This is a genomic window from Peribacillus sp. NPDC097264, from assembly GCF_050277925.1.
Lineage (GTDB): Bacteria > Bacillota > Bacilli > Bacillales > DSM-1321 > Peribacillus.
Map to the genome: position 1 here is coordinate 1 of NZ_JBNNSR010000009.1, position 18,334 is coordinate 18,334.

The window sequence follows — 18,334 nt, forward strand, 5'->3', positions numbered from 1 at the left end:
TTCAGTAAATTATTATAGAAATAGAAAAACAGGTGGAGAAAAACAACTCGTTTTTCTCCACCTGTTTTATTTTAGGGACTTATTAGACAGCCCCTCGTTTTATATTTTTTTGCCTGCATCACTTTTCCAGACGAGGATTAAAAACAGTAAACTTATGTATCCAAATACCGGATAGAGATAACCCAGGAGTCTTCCATATCCGTACGTGCCGATAATCAACGCCACAATAAAGCTGAAGGCGATGATGAATATGCCAGGCACTTTAATATAGTTGCTGATTTGCCTCTGCAATCCGTAAATATTTCCGATGACTGAAGTGAAGATTTCGCCGTATATCACCAAGATGAACATCCAATGTAAATGACCGCCCACCATTTTCATAAGGACCGCCGATGGAATTTCATAGCTCATCACATCCGGAAGGGTCATAAGTGATAAATGCCCAGTGAGTAGAATAATCGTAAGGAATACCCCACCCAAAATAGCACCTTGCTTTATAATTCTTTCATCCTTAACCTCATACGCCACCGGAACAAGCACCGCCTGCGCTAAAGCCAGGTTAAAAGCGGTATAGGCAAACGGGGAGAATATCATCTTCAAGCTGATCCGTTCTTCTGGGAATTGCGTTAGAGAAGATAAAAATTCACCCGTCCCTAAAGTCGAGAAGAACAGAATCAAGCTAAATAGAATCATGATGGGAACAACAAAAGAATTCACTGTAAAAAGCCCACGCATTCCTAGCATCAAAACCAATGAAGCCAGAAGGGCCGTTGTCCAGCTCCCAACGTTTTTCGAGATGCCAAGCTGTTCCTCGAAAACGGCACCTGATCCCGAAATCATGACCGCTGTAACACCTAGCAGCATGATAAGGAAAAAAACATTGATGACGCCCGCTAATTTCTTCCCAAATAAAAATTGATTGAATTCTTCATAGGAAGCTGCCTTGATCCTTGAGGAAATCAACATGATCTTCGTACCACTGAAAATGAAAATATAGCCTGCTATTAAAATCCCGATAAAGCCATAAAAGCCATAACGGGTAAAGAACTCAACAACCTCCTTTCCAGTTGCAAAACCCGCTCCGACAACTGTACCTACATAAACGGCTGCAACCTGAAAGATTCCTGACCACCTAGAAAGCATGTACACCCCTCCTCCCTACATCTATATGTAAGAGGGAGAATTTTAAGACAGTCCAAGTCAGTTTAACCTAAATTAATGGGAAAGCTTCGGTCCTCCCATTTTAAAAACGCTCCCTCTAAAGGGAGCGCCTTTCTATAGAAGACCCGCTAACGATTCACGAGATTTCACAACTTATAAAGCTTGGTCATCGACCGAACTCAGCCATTCATCGATAACCCTTACGACAGACTGCACAGTACCTTCTGCAAATGGGGAATCAAGGTTGGCCGATTCCACGAGCCCAAGGAATGATTTACTTCCTCCAAGTTGACAAAGGTTTAAATAGTCCTTCCACGCACTCTCATCTTTTTCCACAGACTTTTTCCAAAATTGGAAAGCACATATTTGAGCCAAAGCATAGTCAATGTAATAAAATGGAGACTGATAGATATGACTTTGACGTTGCCAATAGCCTCCGCCCTCTAAAAATCCGTTCTCTTCATAATCACGATGAGGTAAGTATTCCTTCTCGATTTTGCGCCATGCCTGTCTTCTCTCAAGTGGCGATGCGTTTGGATTTTCGTAGACAAAATGTTGGAATTCATCCACAGCCACCCCATATGGCAGGAACACGAGCGAGCTACTTAAATGGGAGAACTTATACTTTTCTGTATCTTCTTTGAAGAACAGATCCATCCAAGGCCATGTAAGGAACTCCATGCTCATCGAATGGATTTCGCAAGCCTCATAGGTTGGCCAATTATATTCCGGAATATCCAGGTCACGGCTTCGATACACCTGGAAAGCGTGTCCTGCCTCATGTGTAAGAACATCGATATCACCAGATGTCCCATTGAAGTTGGAAAAAATGTAGGGAGCTTTATAATCTTCAATGAATGTACAATATCCACCACTTGCTTTTCCTTTTTTAGCAACCAGGTCCATTAAATCATTTTCAATCATAAAATTGAAAAACTCATCCGTTTCGGCAGAAAGTTCATGGTACATTTTTTGACCATTTTCCACGATCCACTCCGCTTCGCCTTTAGGAACGGCATTCCCCGTACTGAATTGGAAATTCTCATCGTAATAATAGAGTTTCTCCAGACCTAGGCGTTTCTGCTGACGTTCCTTCAAGCGGGTAACGAGCGGAACCACTTCCTCTTTCACCTGTTTACGGAAAGCTGCCACCATCTCTGCATTATAATCGGTCCGTGTCATGCGATAATAACCTAGCTCGACGAAGTTATCATACCCTAATGTCGTTGCTATGCCATGTCGCACCTTTACCAGCTCATCAAAAATCCGATCCAGTTCGTCCTGCTTCTCTGCAAAGAAACCATAGTAAGCATCACTTGCCATTTTTCTGATGGAACGGCTCTCAGACTCCATGAAGGGCTGAAGCTGTGCCAATGTCCGCTCTTCTCCCTCAAATTCAATTTTCGCGGAAGCTATTAACTGTGAGTACTCACTTGCCAGCTTATTTTCTTTTTGCAGTTGCGGGATGATTTCCGGCGAGAACGTTTTGAGCTGTGCCTCAGCCAAATCAAATAGTTGCCTTCCCCACTTGGACTCAAGTTCCCGACGGAATTTCGATTGAACGAGTTCTGTATAAAACGCGGAAGTCATTTCCTCCATTTCAGGTGAGAATTCGTCCAAATAATCATTTTCATTTTTATAAAACTCATCAGTCGTATCAATGGTATGCCGAATATAGACCAGATTGCTCATCGTACCAACATAGTTTCGAATGGCATTTATTTCACTTATGGCTTCTACTTGTTCTTCAACCTCAGTCGCATCCACAAACTGCTTAAGAGCTTTCGTGAATTTCCCTTTAATGTCATCCAATTCAGGCCGTTCATATTTATACTCATTAAATTTCATACTTACACCCCAATTTCATCATTTGTATCCCTTTTTCCCCAAAAAACACCTATCGTGTTCATTGGTTGCCAGTTAAAATAGGACATAATTACATTCGCCATATTCTTATGTAAAGCCTTCCTATTTACGAAAAAAGTAATAGGGTTCTCCGCCTTTAGTGGGCATGACCGTCAGATTCGGACGACTCATAATGAAACTACAAAAACACCTCAATTAAATTAAGGTGCTGGTTTACTGGATTATTTTTTTGCGGAGTAACCAATCTTTTTCAGTAATTCAATTGCCGTTTCTTTTTCCTCTTTCGTAAGGACGCTCATCACATCATCGATTCTTTTTTCATGATCAGGAAAGACATCCTCAATAAAGGCTTTACCTTTATCCGTAATTTTGGCAAACGTTACACGTCGGTCATCTTTACAAGCTATCCTCTGTAAAAACTCCTTCTGTTCAAGCTTGTCCACTACATAAGTAATGCTACCGCTTGCAAGCAAGATCTTTCCACCGATTTGTTGAAGAGGTTGATCACCTTTATGATATAACAGTTCAAGTACGGCAAATTCAGTAGGATTCAAGCCCGCTTCAGCTATATGTTTATTCACTATATCATTAATCGAACGGTGAGCTCTTGACATCACGATAAACAGCTTTAATGACTGTTGGATGCTATCATTCCCCATAACTTCACAACCTTAAAATTTTTAATTAAAATATCTTGAATTGAAGGTTATTATATTCTATTGCGCCTTTTTTGTCAATTTGCCTATAGGGCATGGCTATTGCTATTGTTTAATTCTCCAGTTTGATATACTAAAAGAAAAAATAAAAGTAGTGACCACATGAATTCAAGGCAGAGATTTTCGAAATACATACTTATTGTCATTTTACCATTAATCATTTTAACTATCACTTATTGGTTATATTTTGATTATTCCATCCAAGAAGAACGGAAAGCAAAGGCTGAATGGATTGGATCCGTTTATCAAAAATCGATAGACCAAGTAATCAGGGAAACCAAGGGAAATGTGGAATGGTTGAGTCGCAACCGTTCTATTCCATATATGGACGAAAAATCAAAGAATCAATTGTTAGACTCCATCAAAGATACAGACCCCAGATACGCTGACATTTATCTGCTGGATCGAGAAGGAATGACCATACATAGTACAAGCAAGCAGCCCCCCAATCCAAATTAATTGATCATGAAGATATGGACTTAGCTGTAAATACTCAAAAAGCGGTGATGGCCAACAAAACAGGAATTGATGATTTGAATTGTACGTGCTTCACCATCTTCGCCCCAATATTGGAAAAGGAAAAGGAAGTACGGGGATTTTTATTGGTTCAGATCAAATTCGATTATTTAAAGAATATCTTGAATACACTTTCACCTGAACAAACAGTAAAACTTCAAACGAATGAGAGAGAAAAGGTCGTTGATATAAATATCGGGAATGTAAACCCAAGTTCAAGATGGATGACCCTCCCCTTGACAGAAGCCGAATGGTCCATATCAGTTAAAATGCTGGAAAAAAAGGATACCCAAAACATCCATATATTCTATTCTTTTATATTTTTCACCTTCATCATCACCCATGTGATTTATATTATTGTATATGAGTTCCTCTATCGTAGGAATTCAAAAAAACAAAAACAACTCATTGATGACCAAAAGTTGAATTTCGTAGGTACACTTGCAGCAAGTACTGCACATGAAATCAAAAATCCACTCACGGGCATAAAAGGACTTGTCCAATTGCTAAATGAGAAGCATCCAGATGAACAAGACCAGTTTTATTATTCCATCATCATGAAAGAGATAGAAAGGATAAACAGTATCGTCAGTGAGTTCTTGATTCTAGGTAAGCCGATGGTGCAAAACTTATCCTCATATGATGTACGCGGTATCGTTGCTGAATTAAGACCGATAATAGAATCTGAAGCTCGTTTTTACTGTATCGAAGTCGAATGGGATATAGTTAGGTCACCACTTCCTGTATACTGTACGAAGGACCAACTCAAGCAGGTCATACTTAATATAGCAAAAAATGGCTTTGAAGCCATGGAACAAGGCAAAAACCTGACCATACATATTTATCCAAAAAACAAGAAGCTATTATAGAAATCATTGACACTGGACACGGGTTGGAATCGAACGACATCCAGAAAGTATTTGAGCCATTCTATACTTCCAAAAAGGAAGGGACCGGTTTAGGACTTTTCGTCTGCAAGAGAATCATCGAACTCTTCAATGGAACAATCGAGATTACAAGCAAGCTTTCGGAGGGTACGACGGTCATGATTCGCTTACCAATCCTAAAAGAGAACGTGAGTAAGTAATCTATATGGAAAGAATCACGTTTCAGTAAAGTAAACCCTTCTATCCTAAGATAATCATCTTGACGGACCTTAAATAAAAGGTCACTAGAATAAGATTCTAATTTAGAAAGAAGGCAAATACATATGGCAAGTACCACAGCAACTAAACCTATACCAAAGAATCAAGAGATGACCCTCAAAATAATGATTATTATTGGCATATGCCACTTAATGAATGATTCTCTTCAGGCCGTGGTACCGGCCATGTTTCCCATCCTAGAAAAATCCATGTCTTTAACTTATACACAGTTGGGCATGATTGCCTTCTGCCTGAACATCATCTCATCACTTCTACAGCCAGCTGTCGGATTTTATACCGATAAAAAGCCACTGCCTTATGCTTTGCCAGTTGGATTAACCAGCACATTAATCGGAGTCATCATCCTGGCTCTTGCACCAAACTATATAACTATACTCGGTGCTGTCGTTTTAATGGGCTTTGGATCAGCCATTTTCCACCCAGAAGGATCCAGAGTCGCCTATATGGCTGGAGGTCCCAAGCGTGGATTGGCCCAGTCAATTTATCAAGTGGGTGGAAACAGTGGACAGGCACTAGCTCCGCTCATCACGGCCATCATTCTTGTCCCGTTCGGGCAGAAGGGCGCTCTCTGGTTTGCTTTCGTTGCCTTTGCCGCGGTCATGCTATTACTGTACATAGCCAAGTGGTATTCCCAAAGGCTCGTGCATTTTCAGCCAAAAACTCTGGCGGCTAAAGTCGTTAATAAAGAGCGGTCCAATAAAGTGGCCAAAGCCATGGTCTTAATATTATTCATTATCTTCGCCCGCTCCTGGTATGTTTCCTGCATGACAAATTTTTATAGTTTTTATTTAATCGAACAGCACTCATTCACAATAAAAGCGGCACAGATCTTCCTTTTTGCCTTTTTAGCCGCTGGGGCAGTCGGGACCTTTTTCGGTGGCCCGCTCGCCGACCGCTTTGGGCGGAAAAACGTGATACTTTTTTCCTTTGCTGCAAGTACGCCGATAACCGGTCTTCTGCCATTCGTACCACCGATTGCAGCTTTCATTCTATTACTGATTGCCGGATTCATCATCATGAGCAGTTTTTCCGTTACCGTCATATATGCACAGGAATTAGTTCCCGGTAAAGTGGGGACAATGGCTGGTCTGACTGTAGGACTCGCTTTTGGTATGGGGGCGATTGGATCCGTTTCATTGGGGGCGATTGCAGATATTATCGGGATTGCAGCCATGATTAAAATCGTAGGATTTTTGCCCTTGCTAGGGATCCTCAGTGTCTTCCTACCAAGTGATTTCATGTTAAAACAATGGTATCCCGAAAAATAGGTTTCACACTGTAACCAATTTGGATAATCAAAAATACAATACATTATTGTTTTACCCAGAGAAGAAGAAAAAAGAAAGAATGAAAAAAGAACAACCATGCAAAGGAGAAATTTATGAGTGGAGTTTTATTAGGCAGTATCCTCTCTGCTATGTCTACAGGGGCCGGTGCGCTACCGATTCTTTTCATTAAAGGGTCCATGACCCATCGATTCAGGGATACACTTTTAGCATTTACAGCTGGAATCATGATGGCTGCTTCCTTGCTAAGCCTCATTCCAGAATCATTGGCAACCGGGGGGTATATCCAACTTATCATCGGGGTTTTCCTCGGAGTCTTAACTTTAACGATGATGGAAAAAAATATTCCACACATTGATCTCGGCCATACGAAAAGTGGTATTCAATTTGATGAGAAAGCTTTGCTCATCATCACGGCCATCACATTGCACAATATTCCTGAAGGTCTCTCCGTTGGGGTCAGTTATGCCTCAAATGCGCCTGATACAGGGAATTTGATAGCTTTTGCAATAGGTCTCCAAAATGCTCCCGAAGGCTTGCTCGTCGCATTGTTTCTAATCAATCAAAAAATTGGGAGATTCACGGCTTTCATAATTGCCACCTTAACTGGCGCCATAGAAATCGTCACGGGTCTATTAGGATATTACTTAACCTCTTATATTGAATTCTTGGTCCCTTATGGTCTTGCATTTGCCGCTGGGGCTATGCTATTCATCGTCTACAAAGAATTGATTCCCGAAAGTCACGGGGATGGGAATGAGCGCACCTCCACCTATTCCTTCATAGTCGGACTCTTATTTATGGTCATCTTATTGGAAATTCTATAATAATTGAACATGACAAAGGCTGGCTCCTTATGTGAGTCAGCCTTTTTCCTTTTTAAACAGCCGCAGATGATAATTTATCAAGCTGACTGTTAAGAATATATCTCCTGACATAAAACAAATCTTTGACAGGCACTCCTATGAAACTGACTCCATACCGATATGCATCTTCCATTTCCCGCTCATTTTGTATCCTGATGGTAAAATGATTCCTGGCATGATCAATCATAAAGGTGATGGTATGCAACTCGGCTTTCATTAGTTTGTTTTCACACGAAAATCCTAGGCCCTTGATGCTCAAATCAATCAACTGAACCCTTTCACTTTTTTTGGGGGACTGGATTTTTCCTTGAGCAACATACGATACCCTTGCAGCCCGTCTTCTTTCACTATCCTGAAGGGTATCGTACCATGGAACAAATAAGTATAGATTATTCTCTTGTTTTTTTATGATATTCGTTTCGAATGTTTGGGATTTATGCAGGCAGATAACGGCATCACCGGAATTAAATCGATCAGGATCCATAACAATGACATTCATCAGTTCCCCTTCGATAAAAAATAATGCCGCCTGGCTAATCTCCCCTCGTTTTACTAGTTGAATATATTCCATTCTTGACCTCTATTTCTTCATAGTCACTGCTATCCAAAGATAAATTCACGATCCATTTTCTTATATATTTTATTAAAGGAAGTAATCATTGTAGAAAGGTTCCTGTAAGATGACGACCAAGTCTTTTGTTTCCACTCTCATTTCAATAGGCGTATGATGTTGCAGAATCAAATATTCATTAATCAGTTTATCAAGCTCCTCACTGATCCGAATGGTATGATTATGACCCATTCCGTGTATTTGCGCAAAATCCATCATTTCCCACCGTTTTATTCGTATTTCGTTACAAATTTCCATTGCATTCCGACAATTCATACCTATATTCACTACTCCTGCCCTTTTTAGAGTTTGATTATATTTAAGAATTATTACAAAATATACCTTATATGTAAATAGGTTCGCAAAAAAAGACAAAACTTCTTATATTGCGATAAAATTCAAAGCAACAGAAGACAGAAAATGACGGGAACCCTTATGACCTCAAAAAAAAAACCCTTCAATTTATGAAAGATTTTAAGTACCCAACCTTGTGAAAAGAACCAGTTACCCAATTGGCATCATCCTCTAAGCTTCACTTTTAATGGGCAAATAGATATGAAAAACTGTCCCTTTATCGACTTCGCTTTCCACTTCGATATATCCATTATGTTCTTCTATGATTTTATAGCTGACCATCAATCCGAGGCCGGTCCCTCTTTCCTTTGTCGTATAAAATGGCTCACCTAACTTTTTTAACTTTTCTTTGGATATCCCGTTTCCTTGGTCAATAATCGAGATGCGAACGTGGCTATTTGACACTTGGCTCGATTGGATACGAATTGTGCCGCCGTCCGGCATGACTTCCAGTGCATTTTTAATAATATTGATAAATACTTGTTTTAACTGATTTGCTTCACAGAATATGTTGCATGCAATTCCCTCAAAATCTGTCTCAAAGCGGACATTATTAAGTAAAGCTTGTGCCGCTAAAAGCTCCAGTGTCTCTTTCAGGATGATGTGCAAGTCTTGTTCCAAATATTGAAGGGCCTGCGGTTTAGCCAAAACCAGGAACTCTGTAATAATCGTCTCGATGCGCTGTATTTCTGAAGTGATTATGTGAAAATAAGTAGAGAAATCCTCTTTGACCAAATCTTCAAGCAGTTGGATGAAACCTTTTAAAGCTGTCATTGGGTTTCTAATTTCATGGGCGATTCCGGCGGCAAGTTCACCAACAACATGTAAGGTATCCGATTTCCTGATTTGTTCTTGCATTTCAAGCCTTTCACTTACATTGCGAAAAATGGTTAAATTCAGGTTTGAATACAGATTGCCTCTTGTTAAAAATTCAATATGCTTAATCCTTCCATCTTCGAATTTTAGTGGAATGATGGAAGAATACACTCCTTTTTTATATACCGCTTCCACATGTGCATTCAAATCAATTGCATTTTCCGGTACTTTTCCGATGAATTCCTTTACGGTTAGAGAAAGGAGTTTTTCCTTAGAGATTTCCAGTATTGCCTTACCTGATTCATTAAAGTCCGTAAATCCATCCTTGTTCCATAAGATCAACCCATCAAGTGACCCCTCAAAAATTTTCCTGAATTTCTCTTCACTTTTCCTTAATTCTTTTTCTATTTCCCAGCGTTCGGTTACATTACGAAAGATGGTTACATTATACCCATCGCCCTCATGTTTCTTTGCCGTTAATTCAAGTAATTTGATTTGATTGTTTGGCATCTTATAAAAAATATCATCCCTGACTTGGCCGTCTCTTTCAAAAGTAGCAAGCATTCTTTTAAAATAACGATTTTCCTTATAGATGAATTTCCATATGTCACTGCCAATCATTTCTTCCTTAGTGGATTCAAATATTTTACAGGCTGATTGATTGACTCGAAAAATAACACCGGCCTCATTCCAAAAAACGATTCCTTCCATTGATTGATCAAATAACTCGGCAAAAATCCTTTCGCTCGACTCTAATTTCTTTTCAATAATATTCGATTCAGTGATCTTCGAAAACGTCGTTATGAATAATTCATTTCCGACTGGTGTACGGGTTGAAAAAGTAAAACGACAAGGCTTCCCATGTAGGGTTACCTCCAATTCACCCATAGAATTCAATGTTGTAAAAATTTCACTAACCCCTTCGTCTAGCTGTGACTTATCATCATGTGTCACCAAATCTGATAGTCTTTTCCCAATAAGATCTCTTTTATTGATTTTCAAACCATTCATGAATGCGGAGTTTGCCTCTAATATAAGTCCTTTACGACTTAAAAGGAGAATACCCTCTCTTGCTGTATCGAAATTATCCAAAACCATTTGCGGTGGCATCAAATTCCCGACCTGATCGATTTCAGACACATCCTCCAAACGAAAAATCCTCTTTCCACCTGAAAGTGTCCCAACCTGTATAAACTCAAACTCCCTCATGTTTCCATTATGGAGTTGTACCGCTTTCCTTTTCTTAAGAGGCTTTTTATGCCTGCTTAATCCCTCCACATCAACTGCAAGTAAGGTACTTGCTTGAAGAAAATCACTAAGCTTCAGTTTAGCCAGTTGTTCTCTGGGCTGATCGAACAACAAGCATGCCGCCTCATTCGCATAGGTGAATCTCAGGTTTTCATCGATCATTATATGGGGCTCTATAATGGAATTAAAGATTTCTTTATATTCTTCGATGTGTTTATTCAACCTGCTGATCTCCTCATTACAGACAGCCTCGTACTCTACATTCATATTCAAACCCCTTTCCAAACCTACTTCCATTCATTTCTTTCGACACCTATCTCTTTCGACATCCACCCCAAATTCCCTCGCTATTTCAAAAAAAACAGTAGAATAGAATTAGTCATGCGTGTAAAATTTATATTGCCATTCTCTTAATTCATTTTTGAATTAAGGGAAATTTAAGCTCTTTCCATGATAATGGATTTCAATCTCTATTTTTAGGGTATAGAGATACAATGATTTCTTCTCCTAAAAATAAATATTTGGAGGCAACTATGAAACAACGTGATTTTTTCTTTGACAATGCTAAGTTCATTCTCATGGGCTTTGTCGTTTTTGGACACTTGTTGAACACCTATATAAACGATAGTGAAACGATTTATGCGCTTTACAAAACCATTTATTCCTTCCATATGCCGGCCTTCATCCTTGTTTCCGGTTTTTTTGCAAAAGGATTTTATCAAAAAGGGTATTTAGCGAAAATCACCATGAAAATGATCGTACCTTATATCATTTTCCAAATCATTTACACAGTGTACTATTATTTTCTATATGATCGTTCTTCCTTCAATGTAGACATGCTCACCCCCCATTGGTCTTTGTGGTTCTTGATCAGTTTATTTTGCTGGAATATCATGCTTCTCGGTTTCTCTAAACTGAAGCCGCTTGTCGGTATAGGTTTATCGTTCCTAATCGCCTTGCTAATTGGATATGTGGACTTCATTTCCAATTTCCTAAGCTTATCGAGAACGTTTGTATTTTTCCCCATGTTTTTAATTGGGTATCATTTAAACAAAGATCATTTAAAAAGACTATTTACACCTAAAGTCCATATAGCATCACTCTCTATCATCCTTGTTGTTTTCATCGGTTTTTATTTAAAAGCAGATATCAATTATAAATGGTTGCTTGGCTCTAAGCCCTATTCCGAGCTAGAGGAAGCGTCCATCATATCCATGTTTAAACGTCTTGGTTTTTACGGATTAAGTGTCATTACAGTGTTTAGCTTTTTATCCTTTATCCCAAGACAACAATATTTCTTTACCAACTGGGGTAAGCAAACCCTGTATGTGTACTTGCTTCACGGCTTCTTCATTCGTTTTTTCCGTGAAAGCACCCTTCAGGAATACTTTAGTAACACCGAAAGCTTCATCATGCTAGCCGGGCTTTCCTTCTTGATTACAGTTATGCTTTCAAGCGAAATCATAGGTTCCATGGCACAGCCCATTATCGAATTGAAAATATCCAGGACCAAACAGTTCGCTCGTAAAGTTAAAGAATATATAAAGCCTAGTAAAGAACATAAACAATCTACTACCAGGTTTTAGAACAAAAAGGGCAGCCATAGGGTTGTCCTTTTATTTTCTTCTATTTAACATTTTATACTGTAAGTGGTTTTCCAAAACCAAGAGACTATGGTACAATTATTCGTTAGTGCTTGTTGGCTTTTAGATAACATGTACACGAAAGGAGATAGGCGCTTTCATTGCGCCATTTTTTATGAATATAATTATTAGTACTCTTAATGCAAAATACATCCATACATCTCTATCCATACGATACCTGAAGGCTTATGCCCAACCGGAATACGATGCACAGCTTGCGGAATACACCATCAAAGATCCGATTATGAACATCGTCGGCGACCTCTATTCCAAAAAGCCGGATGTAATCGGATTCAGTTGTTATATATGGAATATCGAAGAAACCATGAAAGTCGTGGCGATGCTTAAAAAGATCAATCCTGAACTGGTTATCATCCTCGGTGGTCCTGAAGTGACCTACGATGTTCATGATTGGCTAGATCAAATTCCAGGTGCTGATTTTATTGTCATTGGCGAGGGGGAAGTAACCTTCAAGGACCTGCTTTCCGAAATAGAAGGGGAACACAACTATAAGAAAGTTAGTGGAATTGCTTATCGGCAAGATGGTAAAAAGGTGATTCAGCCCCAGAATGGCAAGGTGGACCTGAAATCCCTTCCCTCACCATACCGTTTAGAGGAAGATCGTAATGAGATATCCAAACGGGTGACGTATATCGAGACAAGCCGTGGCTGTCCGTTCAGCTGTCAGTTCTGCCTATCATCGATTGAAGTGGGTGTGCGCTATTTTGACCGCGAAAAAATTAAAGAAGACATCAGGTATTTGATGGATAATGGGGCAAGAACGATTAAGTTTGTCGATCGTACATTTAACATTAGCCGGAGCTATGCGATGGAGATGTTCAGGTTTTTAATTGATGAGCATCAACCTGGAGTCGTTTTTCAGTTCGAAATCACGGCTGACATCATGCGCCCGGAAGTCATTCAATTCTTGAACGATCATGCGCCTGCCGGATTGTTCCGTTTTGAAATCGGTGTACAGTCTACGAATGATCATACAAATGATCTCGTGATGAGAAGACAGAATTTCGAAAAGTTGACCCGAACTGTCACGATGGTAAAAGACGGACAGAAAATAGATCAGCATCTCGATTTAATTGCTGGCCTGCCTGAAGAAGATTATTTTTCATTCAGAAAGACCTTCAATGATGTTTTTGCACTACGCCCCGAAGAGATGCAACTCGGATTCTTAAAAATGTTGCGTGGCACTGGGCTGCGCATTAGAGCGGATGAACACGATTATATTTACAGTGATCATGCCCCTTACGAAATCCTGGGAAACAATGTTTTAACCTTTGATGATATTGTCCGCATTAAACAAGTCGAAGATGTCCTTGAAAAATACTGGAACGATCATCGAATGAACCATACAACCGAGTTCCTTGTAGAAACGGTATTTACCTCCCCATTCGACTTCTTCCAGGAATTCGGCACCTATTGGGATGAGCAGGGCTGGTCACGCATTGGGCATCAGCTTGAAGATTTATTCAAGCGATTAGAGCTATTTTTGATTAAAAGGGAAACCGATCAATTGAATAATGTCATCGGTCTCATGAAATTGGATTACTTTAAGAATCAAAAATATAAGCCACGTAAACCTTGGTGGGAAGCCTCTTTAGATAAACATGGCCGTTCTAAGATTTATGAAGAAATTCTTAAGCATCCCGAGCACCTAGGAACCGATTTCAGGGATTTACAACTGAACGAAAAGGAAATATATAAGCATACCTTGATTGAAGAACTTCCGTTTGATTTAGAAACCTACTTAACGGATGGGACCATAATTGAACAACCTTCCATCATGCTTGCCTATTTTGATCCAAGTGGTAAAGGTTCTCGTATCTTTTCACTATCTAAGGCTGAAAGCACAATACAATAAGAATAAGGACGGACCCCTGTTTGTGGGGTCCGTCCTTATTTACTTTTTGTTATTTTTCGCGGCCAGTATTTCATAGATCTCGGTTGCATTCATATCTTCACTAAATTCCATACCGAATTCCGTTCGTACGTACTGGGCCTTATCTTTTTTCTCTGGTTGTTTACGTGTTTGTTTATTCATTTAACTTCTTCCTTTTCTGCCTTGTTTAGAGTTACGGTTTGCACCCTTCATGACATTTTCATCGGCTGCAAATTCATTTGAAAATTCATCTATTCCTTGATTCTTCTTCGGCGTTTTACTGGCTTTTACAGCCCCATCAACATTGGCTTTCCTTTTCATTTTCATTCCACCTCTATAAAAAAAGTTAACATTATAGAATGGGGTAATTCCGTTCAAAATTATTCACGGATAATATATCGTCATTCGCGTACATTAAGACTAAAAACGGAGGAGGATATAATGAAGAAAAAACTCGATAACCCAATTTTATCAGATACTCAGCCACATCAAATCAATGCACCTAGCTTCAAGAACACTGGAATAAAACCAGAAGCACCATTTGTGAATGAGTATGGAGTGGTCATCGGGGACAGTAAGTACGCCTCAGACAATTCACCGCTTGAAAATTGGAATGAGGATACAGACCCGGAAATCATGGCTGGTGATGAATGGGTCCACCCGACAAATGATATTGGCTGGAACTCGACTGAAAATCGGGAACTATTAGAAGCCAAACGAGATCCTCAAGCCCCTTTTTTCCATCCCGATAAAGATGTCAGCTCCGAAACGGATTAAGCTCTCGCAAATTTAAGGGTATCCTGAAACTTCCAGGACACCCTCTTTCCTTATTTAATCTGCAAAATCAATTTCCCTTTCGTTTGACGCGCGTTCATTTCTTCATGAACCGCCGCTGCCTGTTCGATTGGATAAATACCTCCGATGGTCATCTTTAGTTTACCTGAGGCTACATAAGAGAAAAGCTCTTCGATACTCGGTACAAGCAAATCCGGCCTTTTCATGATCTGGGGTAGGAAAAAACCTATGACGGATTGATTACGGCGCATTAAATTCTGAGGATTCATCGTATATAGCTCACGACTAGCATTGCCAAAAACGACTATGCGACCAAAAGGAGCCAGACATTTCAGGGTCTTATTGAAAATGTCCCCTCCTGCCATTTCAAGGGCAACATCCACGCCCTTACCGTCTGTCGCCTCTCTCACTTCGAGCTCCCATCCCTCTTTCGTATAATCAATGAGTACGTCCGCCCCCATCTCTTTTGCGAGTTCCAATTTTTCTTCGGTGCTAGCTGTGGCAATTACTTTCCCTGCCCCGAAAATCTTTGCAAGCTGGACAGCAAGCGTCCCAACGCCCCCGGCTGCTGCATGGATAAGTACCACTTCCCCAGCCTGCAGGCGTCCCATCGTCTTTAAGATGTGATACGCACTTAGCCCTTGTAGGGGTAAAGCAACCGCGTCATGGAAAGAGATTTCATCCGGTAATGGAATTGCGGAGAATTCATTGGACAAGGCATATTCGGAATAGCCGCCTGATTCAATCAAACTCACAACCCTAGTTCCAGCCTTGATCTTGGTTACTTTTTCTCCTACTTCCACCACAACCCCTGCCACTTCTGCACCTGGAATAAACGGGAGCGGCGTTGGTACGACATATTGCCCTTCCCGCCGGGCTGTATCGGCATAGTTGACCCCGACACAGTCAATTTCAATCAATACTTCATATCCGGTAGGCGTCGGTTTTTCCTTTTCTGTCAACTTTAGAACTTCAGGTCCACCGTAGGCTTCAAATTGTATGGCTTTCATCTTCTTCCCCCTCTATTAGTTCCCCGTATATTTCGGCTTTCGTTTCTCTTTGAATGCAGTAACCCCTTCTATATGATCTTCAGTTGTCCCCATTAGGGTTTGGGTAATCCGTTCCTGTTCAAGAATTTCCTCAAGTGAAGCCGTAAACGAATGACTCACAAGTTTTTTCATCATTCCATAGGCTTTTGTTGGCCCATGTGCCAGCTTGTCGGCTATCTTTAACACTTCTTCTTCAAGTTGATTCAATGGAAATACATGATTGATAACGCCTAACTGATGTAAACGCTCGGCCGAAAAAGGTTCGGCCGAGAAAAAGAGTTGTTTGGCAAGATGCGGGCCCACTAATTTCGGTAAAAAGTATGAACCACCTCCATCCGAAATTAACCCTACCTTTGAAAAACTCATAGCAAATTGGCTATCCTCTGCAGCCACGATTAAATCGCAAGCAAGTGCCAAATTAAAACCGGCCCCTGCAGCAAATCCGTGTACCGCGGCGATTATGGGAACCTCGCAGGAATCCATCGCCAATATACAATCATTCAGTTTACCGACATGGTCATACATTTGTACGGCAGTGGCCTGGCCCATCGATTTGACATCCCCTCCGGCGGAGAATGACCGTCCGGCTCCCCTGATTACGATGGCTCTTATTTGAGAATTCTGCCGAACATCAACAATCGTATTGGTTAAGTCCGCTATCATATCCGGACTAAAGGCATTCAAGCTTTCAGGGCGGTTCAAAGTCACCAGCAATACATGATTGGAAACCTCCGTTAATAAATGTTCTCTTAACATGTCTTCATCCCCCTTTATTTGATTAACCATCCACCATCCACTAAGATATCGGTGCCTGTCATGTATGAGGCTTCAGGTGAAGCGACAAATGCGATGACGTTACTGATTTCCTCTGCCTTCCCTACTCTTTCGAGGACCGTGTTTCTTTGTATCGACTTCAGGAATTTCTCATTCTGCAAGCCATCCTCCGTTAATGGAGTTTCAATGAATCCCGGTGATACCGAATTAACCCGGATTCCGTATGGAGCCAGTTCAAGTGCCAATGACTTCGTCAGACTAAGTACACCAGCTTTAGCAGAACTGTAATGCGGGATATGGGCCCCTGCTTGATGGGCGGATAGTGAGGCCGTGTTGACGATGGCCCGATTGCCGGCAGAGTCAAGTTCATGGCTTGCCGCTTCTTTCATCACCTTCCCTAAATATTTTGAGACAAGAAAGACACTTTTCAAATTGACATCTTGGATCATATCCCATACTTCTGTGGAGGTATCTAAAAGTTTGGAGGACCTCGATCCTCCCGCGTTGTTTATCAAAATATGAAGATCCCGGTATTGTTCGGTAACATACATGGCCAGCTCTTTAACGTCTTCCTCATCCGTAACATCAGCAGGAAAAATGTCAGCCAGCGGGATAGTATGGCGGGCATTGATCTCAGCCGCCACTTCTTTCAGCTTCCTTTTCGTCCTTCCTACTAATAAAACCTGTGCACCCTCATCCGTTAACCTTAATGCTGTCGCTTTCCCAATACCCGAACCCGCACCTGTTATTACAGCAATGGATTGTGAGAATCTCATTGTTTCACACCTTTCTTCTTACCTTATCGACCCTTTATCTCTGCTGCCTATTCTTCACAGTTTGTATTTTTCCATTTATCAACTCCGGAACAAGGGTTATCGACCCTTTTTGAGTTGCCAACCTCAAATCGCCATTTAAATCATGATTTTCAAACAGCTGACCAACATGCGAAGTTTGGAGGATTTCAAAGGCACTGTTGATATTCGTGCTATAAAAGGCACATGCTGCTTTCGCTGCATCATTTAACAGGAACGCATCTTGTGTCCCATTGACCAAACAATGAATCAAATGGCCGGCCCCATAAAAATCTTCCATACTGAATTCACCCGAATTGCCCGAACACACAATAACAATGGTTTCCGTTTGGTGAACGTTTTTGATTTTTTCTGCAACGGATGGATTATTCAGTAAAGAGGCAATATACACCTTTTTGGCCGAACTTGATTTTTGTAGGGCCACTGTGCCATTAGTTGTCGATAAGACAAGCGTTTTACCCTGAACTAGCTTATTCAACAGCGTCGGACTCGGATAGATGAAGCCCTCAATAGGTTGGGCCCTCATTTCCCCGGCAAGGAGGCATTCCCCTTGAGTCATATCTTTGCTTTTCAATTCGGCATCGGCAGGGCTCAGGACAGGGATTACCTGCTCCGCTCCATTATGAAGAGCAGACACGATGGTCGTGGTTGCTAATAGCACATCTAGTACGATGGCGACTTTCTCCCCATCTAGAAGCTTGTCCCTGTTGATTTCTTCTTTTTTCAATAGCAAGTGTATATGCTGCATCGTCTGTTTCATCT

Annotated in this window: 20 protein-coding genes; 8 read left to right on the forward strand and 12 right to left on the reverse strand. The window is 40.7% G+C overall.

Annotation, left to right across the window (positions count from 1 at the left end):
* Positions 1–99 precede the first annotated feature (99 nt).
* The 3 genes from ACQKL0_RS15000 to ACQKL0_RS15010 all read right to left on the reverse strand — a co-directional run bounded on the left by ACQKL0_RS15000 (position 100) and on the right by ACQKL0_RS15010 (position 3,686).
* Entirely contained in the window at positions 100–1,143 is a 1,044-nt protein-coding gene (locus ACQKL0_RS15000) for a YkvI family membrane protein (protein WP_402867973.1), read from the reverse strand.
* Between the two features lie 171 nt (positions 1,144–1,314).
* Positions 1,315–3,009 carry a M3 family oligoendopeptidase gene (locus ACQKL0_RS15005; protein ID WP_402867971.1) on the reverse strand — a complete coding sequence of 565 codons (1,695 nt, stop codon included), beginning with the start codon at positions 3,007–3,009 and terminating at the stop codon, positions 1,315–1,317.
* Positions 3,010–3,248: 239 nt separating this feature from the next.
* A complete protein-coding gene (locus ACQKL0_RS15010) occupies positions 3,249–3,686 on the reverse strand; it encodes a MarR family winged helix-turn-helix transcriptional regulator (RefSeq protein WP_402867969.1) in 438 nt (145 codons plus the stop codon).
* 159 nt (positions 3,687–3,845) lie between these two features.
* Here ACQKL0_RS15010 and ACQKL0_RS15015 point away from each other — a divergent pair, with 159 nt between their 5' ends.
* From ACQKL0_RS15015 to ACQKL0_RS15035, 5 genes are all read left to right on the forward strand, one after another.
* Positions 3,846–4,202 carry a PDC sensor domain-containing protein gene (locus tag ACQKL0_RS15015; protein WP_427688384.1) on the forward strand — a complete coding sequence of 119 codons (357 nt, stop codon included), beginning with the start codon at positions 3,846–3,848 and terminating at the stop codon, positions 4,200–4,202.
* 14 nt (positions 4,203–4,216) lie between these two features.
* Complete coding sequence (locus tag ACQKL0_RS15020) at positions 4,217–5,128, forward strand: histidine kinase dimerization/phospho-acceptor domain-containing protein (protein WP_427688386.1); 912 nt, start codon at positions 4,217–4,219, stop codon at positions 5,126–5,128.
* A 23-nt stretch (positions 5,129–5,151) separates the two neighbouring features.
* Entirely contained in the window at positions 5,152–5,346 is a 195-nt protein-coding gene (locus ACQKL0_RS15025; RefSeq protein ID WP_427688388.1) for an ATP-binding protein, read from the forward strand.
* Between the two features lie 117 nt (positions 5,347–5,463).
* Complete coding sequence (locus ACQKL0_RS15030) at positions 5,464–6,693, forward strand: MFS transporter (protein WP_427688565.1); 1,230 nt, start codon at positions 5,464–5,466, stop codon at positions 6,691–6,693.
* 113 nt (positions 6,694–6,806) lie between these two features.
* Entirely contained in the window at positions 6,807–7,538 is a 732-nt protein-coding gene (locus ACQKL0_RS15035; RefSeq protein WP_402867963.1) for a ZIP family metal transporter, read from the forward strand.
* Positions 7,539–7,590: 52 nt separating this feature from the next.
* On the opposite strand, the gene ACQKL0_RS15040 is transcribed toward ACQKL0_RS15035, so the two are convergent.
* The 3 genes from ACQKL0_RS15040 to ACQKL0_RS15050 all read right to left on the reverse strand — a co-directional run bounded on the left by ACQKL0_RS15040 (position 7,591) and on the right by ACQKL0_RS15050 (position 10,872).
* Entirely contained in the window at positions 7,591–8,148 is a 558-nt protein-coding gene (locus ACQKL0_RS15040; protein WP_427688390.1) for a PilZ domain-containing protein, read from the reverse strand.
* 72 nt (positions 8,149–8,220) lie between these two features.
* Entirely contained in the window at positions 8,221–8,463 is a 243-nt protein-coding gene (locus tag ACQKL0_RS15045) for an aspartyl-phosphate phosphatase Spo0E family protein (RefSeq protein ID WP_427688392.1), read from the reverse strand.
* A gap of 249 nt (positions 8,464–8,712) precedes the next feature.
* Positions 8,713–10,872, reverse strand: coding sequence for a PAS domain-containing protein (locus ACQKL0_RS15050; RefSeq protein ID WP_427591047.1), 2,160 nt, complete (start codon positions 10,870–10,872; stop codon positions 8,713–8,715).
* A 266-nt stretch (positions 10,873–11,138) separates the two neighbouring features.
* Between ACQKL0_RS15050 and ACQKL0_RS15055 the strand changes: the two genes are divergently transcribed.
* Together ACQKL0_RS15055 and ACQKL0_RS15060 are read left to right on the forward strand one after the other, a co-directional pair.
* Positions 11,139–12,191: an acyltransferase family protein gene (locus tag ACQKL0_RS15055; RefSeq protein WP_402867956.1), complete on the forward strand. Its 1,053-nt coding sequence runs from the start codon at positions 11,139–11,141 to the stop codon at positions 12,189–12,191.
* Between the two features lie 172 nt (positions 12,192–12,363).
* On the forward strand, positions 12,364–14,124 hold the full coding sequence (locus ACQKL0_RS15060) for a B12-binding domain-containing radical SAM protein (protein ID WP_402867954.1): 1,761 nt from the start codon (positions 12,364–12,366) through the stop codon (positions 14,122–14,124).
* A gap of 39 nt (positions 14,125–14,163) precedes the next feature.
* Here ACQKL0_RS15060 and ACQKL0_RS15065 read toward each other — a convergent pair whose 3' ends face one another.
* Positions 14,164–14,304: a hypothetical protein gene (locus tag ACQKL0_RS15065; RefSeq protein WP_402867952.1), complete on the reverse strand. Its 141-nt coding sequence runs from the start codon at positions 14,302–14,304 to the stop codon at positions 14,164–14,166.
* The gene (locus ACQKL0_RS15070; protein ID WP_402867950.1) at positions 14,305–14,463 is read right to left on the reverse strand and encodes a hypothetical protein; all 159 of its coding nucleotides are present in this window, start codon (positions 14,461–14,463) and stop codon (positions 14,305–14,307) included. It lies immediately after the preceding gene.
* Between the two features lie 120 nt (positions 14,464–14,583).
* On the opposite strand from ACQKL0_RS15070, the gene ACQKL0_RS15075 reads away from it, so the two are divergent.
* Complete coding sequence (locus tag ACQKL0_RS15075; protein ID WP_427591046.1) at positions 14,584–14,919, forward strand: DUF3905 domain-containing protein; 336 nt, start codon at positions 14,584–14,586, stop codon at positions 14,917–14,919.
* Positions 14,920–14,969: 50 nt separating this feature from the next.
* Here ACQKL0_RS15075 and ACQKL0_RS15080 read toward each other — a convergent pair whose 3' ends face one another.
* Genes ACQKL0_RS15080 through ACQKL0_RS15095 form a run of 4 tightly spaced genes read right to left on the reverse strand, consistent with a single transcriptional unit; the run spans position 14,970 to position 18,332 of the window.
* The gene (locus ACQKL0_RS15080) at positions 14,970–15,947 is read right to left on the reverse strand and encodes a quinone oxidoreductase family protein (RefSeq protein ID WP_427591045.1); all 978 of its coding nucleotides are present in this window, start codon (positions 15,945–15,947) and stop codon (positions 14,970–14,972) included.
* A 15-nt stretch (positions 15,948–15,962) separates the two neighbouring features.
* On the reverse strand, positions 15,963–16,742 hold the full coding sequence (locus tag ACQKL0_RS15085) for an enoyl-CoA hydratase/isomerase family protein (protein WP_427688394.1): 780 nt from the start codon (positions 16,740–16,742) through the stop codon (positions 15,963–15,965).
* Between the two features lie 14 nt (positions 16,743–16,756).
* The gene (locus ACQKL0_RS15090; protein ID WP_402867943.1) at positions 16,757–17,536 is read right to left on the reverse strand and encodes an SDR family NAD(P)-dependent oxidoreductase; all 780 of its coding nucleotides are present in this window, start codon (positions 17,534–17,536) and stop codon (positions 16,757–16,759) included.
* A 34-nt stretch (positions 17,537–17,570) separates the two neighbouring features.
* Positions 17,571–18,332, reverse strand: coding sequence for a 2-phosphosulfolactate phosphatase (locus tag ACQKL0_RS15095; protein ID WP_407408049.1), 762 nt, complete (start codon positions 18,330–18,332; stop codon positions 17,571–17,573).
* Between the last annotated feature and the right edge of the window lie 2 nt (positions 18,333–18,334).